General features: G+C 33.3%; 3 protein-coding genes. 2 read left to right on the top strand and 1 reads right to left on the bottom strand.

Translation table 11 applies throughout. From position 1 onward, the window contains the following. Positions 1-77 precede the first annotated feature (77 nt). The gene (locus tag H1P_RS35690) at positions 78-251 is read left to right on the top strand and encodes a hypothetical protein (RefSeq protein WP_186375804.1); all 174 of its coding nucleotides are present in this window, start codon (positions 78-80) and stop codon (positions 249-251) included. A gap of 178 nt (positions 252-429) precedes the next feature. Then, positions 430-840: a hypothetical protein gene (locus tag H1P_RS02690; RefSeq protein ID WP_144863886.1), complete on the top strand. Its 411-nt coding sequence runs from the start codon at positions 430-432 to the stop codon at positions 838-840. Positions 841-949: 109 nt separating this feature from the next. On the opposite strand, the gene H1P_RS02695 is transcribed toward H1P_RS02690, so the two are convergent. Further along, positions 950-3,582, bottom strand: a 2,633-nt coding sequence (locus H1P_RS02695; protein WP_186375805.1) for a UPF0182 family protein, incomplete at its 5' end; no start/stop codon positions are given.

The following is a 3,582-nucleotide window of genomic DNA, read 5'->3' on the forward strand; positions in this document are numbered from 1 at the left end:
AAAAAAAACACCAGTGATACTAAATCCGATCGATTAAAGTTATATATAATTAGAGGCAAAACGAATCAAAGCAGACAATGCCAAAAAAAGCTTATTTAGCACCACATTATAGTAATAATGAACTAAAAAGAAGATATCTCAACAGTAGCAGCGTTAAAGAATCAAGACGATGGCATCTAAATCGCGAAAATAGCTCAAGGGTGGAGTATCAAAGTACTACCAAGCAACAGCCAGACGAATTAAAGAGTTAAAAGCAGAATTAAAGGAGCAAATGAAACTCAAGGGAAAACTTGAAGCACAACTTGCCAATTTAGAAGAGAGTCAGAGATTACTCCGCCGTCCCCATTCGAGGATAAATAAAACGACGGAGCCTGCTCTGACCGTTGGTCAATACTAAACTACAATAATGAGCCTTAAAAAAGAATATTTATGAGTACTATAAACACTGTGAATAATAACGATTTAGTGGGTCACTACAATAAAAAAATTGCTTATTTATTAATAGTTTTTGGCTCAATTAGTTTGCTTTTTAGCATTATTCACTTATTGATTGGTGACTTTCCTCATTTCTGGTTCGGTAGCTTCGGTATCTTTGTGGGTTATTTTTATCTTAATAAACCTTGTTTCAGCTATAAAAATGGTGAATTATGTCGATACAGTTTGTTGGGCAAAAAAGTCAAGAAATATCAGTTAAATTCGTTAAGTGAATTAATTGTAGAAAATGAGAAAATTTATTTTCTAAGTCATGAAAAAATAATAAAAATACCAATAGCTAAAATTATAGTGGATCGAGATGATTGGCAAAATTTAATGGCGCGAATTAAAGCAGAAAAATTTTAACTTTTTCTAGGAAGAATTTTAAAAACTCAGGTTACTAACTTTATAATTTTTTTACTATTTAACCGAATCTGATATGACTTCTGAATTGGTGAGTTCTAAATTCTGCAAATTAATTAATAGCTTCTACTGGTCGAATAATAGTTGAATCGCTACTATTTTCTGGTTTAAAAATCGCCGAGATTGCTGTATCTAAATCTTCTGCCATGACAATTTGATTTTCATAAACTACAATTACTCTAGCTAAAGCAGGCAAACTATTTTGTTCTGCTTCTATGTATAAAGGTTCGACATAAAGTAAAGATTGTTCGATGGGAATAATTAATAAATTACCTTGAATTGCTCTTGAACCTTCGCGATTCCAAAGGGATATTTGCTGAGAAATAACAGGATCTTGATTAATTAAAGCCTCAATTTGGTTTGGGCCATAAATTAACTTTTGTTTGGGGAATTTATACAGGAGTAATTTACCATAATTATCTCCATCAGAACGGGCTGCTAACCAAGCAATTAAGTTAGGACGGCTGGTAGGAGTATAGGGATGTAATAAAATAAATTCTTCTGCTGTAGCAGTGGGTAATCTCATAATGAGATAGTATGGTTTTACAGGTTGAGGTTCTGTGCCATATATTTCTTTAGGTATTTGCCATTGGTCTTCTCGATTATAAAATACTTGAGGGTCAGTCATGTGATAGGTTAGTAACCTTTCTGATTGAATACTAAATAAATCTTCTGGATAACGAATATTATTTTGTAAGCTTACTGGCATTTCCGCTAAAGGCTTCAATAGATCGGGAAATACTTTATTCCAAGTCTTAATAATGGGATCGTCGCTGTCGGCAATGTAAAAATTTACATCACCATTATAGGCATCGACTACTACCTTGACAGAGTTACGAATATAGTTGAAACTATCATTTCCAGGGTCGGAATAAGGATAGCGTTCGCTAACAGTATAAGCATCGATAATCCAGTAAAGATGATGATCTTTTTTTGCTTCTGGGGTGGAAGTATCTGCTACTACTAAATAAGGATCTCGATCGTAGCGTAACCAACCTGCAATTTTATGAATTCTTTGGGTAATATTGCGTCGTAATAAGAGTTTAGTATCGGGGGTAAAGTTTCTGGTAAATAACATTTGCCAATCTTTTAGGTATTGAGCAAATAAGAGGCGCAAACCATAGCTTTTAAGACCAATACCGCCTTTTCCATCGTAGGTGTTATAAACATTTTCTTCTCCGCTAGGATAGTCTAACTCCCTAGCTTTAGTACTGGTCATGATGTAATTATTGGTTAATTCTCCGTAATAAATACGTGGATTTTCTAAGGGAATACTGTCACGAACTTTCTGACTTGAAACGGTCAAACTTCCTGTTTCTGGGGTTGCCGTACCAATATCTTTGACATAGTAAAAAGGTAAGCCTCCTTGATCTAATTTATTGACAGGAGAGAGGGTAAAGCCATAGCCATGAGTATAAACTAAATGTTGGTTTACCCAAGTTTTTGCTCTTTCTGGTACTGCATTATAATCTAATTCTCTAGCAGAAATAATTACCTGTTGTTTATCTTTTTTTTGATTATCTTTAAAGATGTAACGATCTATATCTGCATCGAAAAATTCATAGTAAAGACGAATTTGTTGTAATTGACGATTGGTTTCTAAAATAGGGCGAGTATCCCATAATCTGATATTTTCGATAGTTGAATTATTATTAGCGATATCTGTGGCGGTTAATTCTCCTTCAGGGATAAAAGTTTTTGCCTCTATCTCGTCTAAATTAAAGGCTTTTCTCGTTATGGCAATATTACGAGATAAATAGGGTCTTTCGGCTGATAGTTCATTGGGTTGGACGCGAAAACGTTGTACTAAATTACTAGATATGTTTCCTGTAATTAAAAACGATAAATAAAAGATCATAGGTAACAAAATTACGACCGTTTTGGTTATCTTTTGTTGTGGTTTCTTTTGAAGTAACTCTTTAGTCAACTGGGATTTTTGCGAAAAGCTAGAAATCAGTAACCATAAAGCGATCGCCAATGCTAAAATACTTAAAATAGTTTCAATAGGTAGCTTTAATTTTACATCGGTAAACCCTGCACCATAAACTACTCCTTGTGGGGAATATAGTATTTGATAGCGATTGAGCCAATGATGTAAAGCCATTCCTAGCATTCCTATGCCACTTAATGCAAAAAGATGGCGTACCTGAAAAGGAGAAAATCCTGGAAATCTACCTTCAGAAAGGCTATTACCAGACAATAAATATTTCAGGAAAACGATTACTAAGCTACTATTTAGTAAACCAATAAACCATAATGAAATCAAATTGAAAACAGGTAAATCAAAAATATAGAAACTAATATCATTGCCAAACTGAGGATCGGCATAGTTAAAGCTAGTAGGTTGTAAATAAGCTAAAATTTGAATCCAATTACCTGCGATAATTAAACTCAATAAAACACTAATAATTATAGCGATCGCGTTTAAAGCAAATTCTGTTTTAAACAAGGTCAAGCCAATAGTAATAATCACAAAGCTCAAAATAAACCAATATCTACTAAAAATCGCAGAACCATCTTGATTTACTAGATATTTTAAACCCTTAAAAGTTAAATCCAAGCCTTCTCTCTGTTGCCAAATTTCTAAAACCAAATCACTATAATAAATAATTAAGAAACAAAGAGTAAAAGCTCCCAATAAGACAATAGGCAATAAAATAGGTAATCTAAAGACTGGTTTTTTCC

It is taken from the genome of Hyella patelloides LEGE 07179, from assembly GCF_900659865.1.
GTDB lineage: Bacteria > Cyanobacteriota > Cyanobacteriia > Cyanobacteriales > Xenococcaceae > Hyella > Hyella patelloides.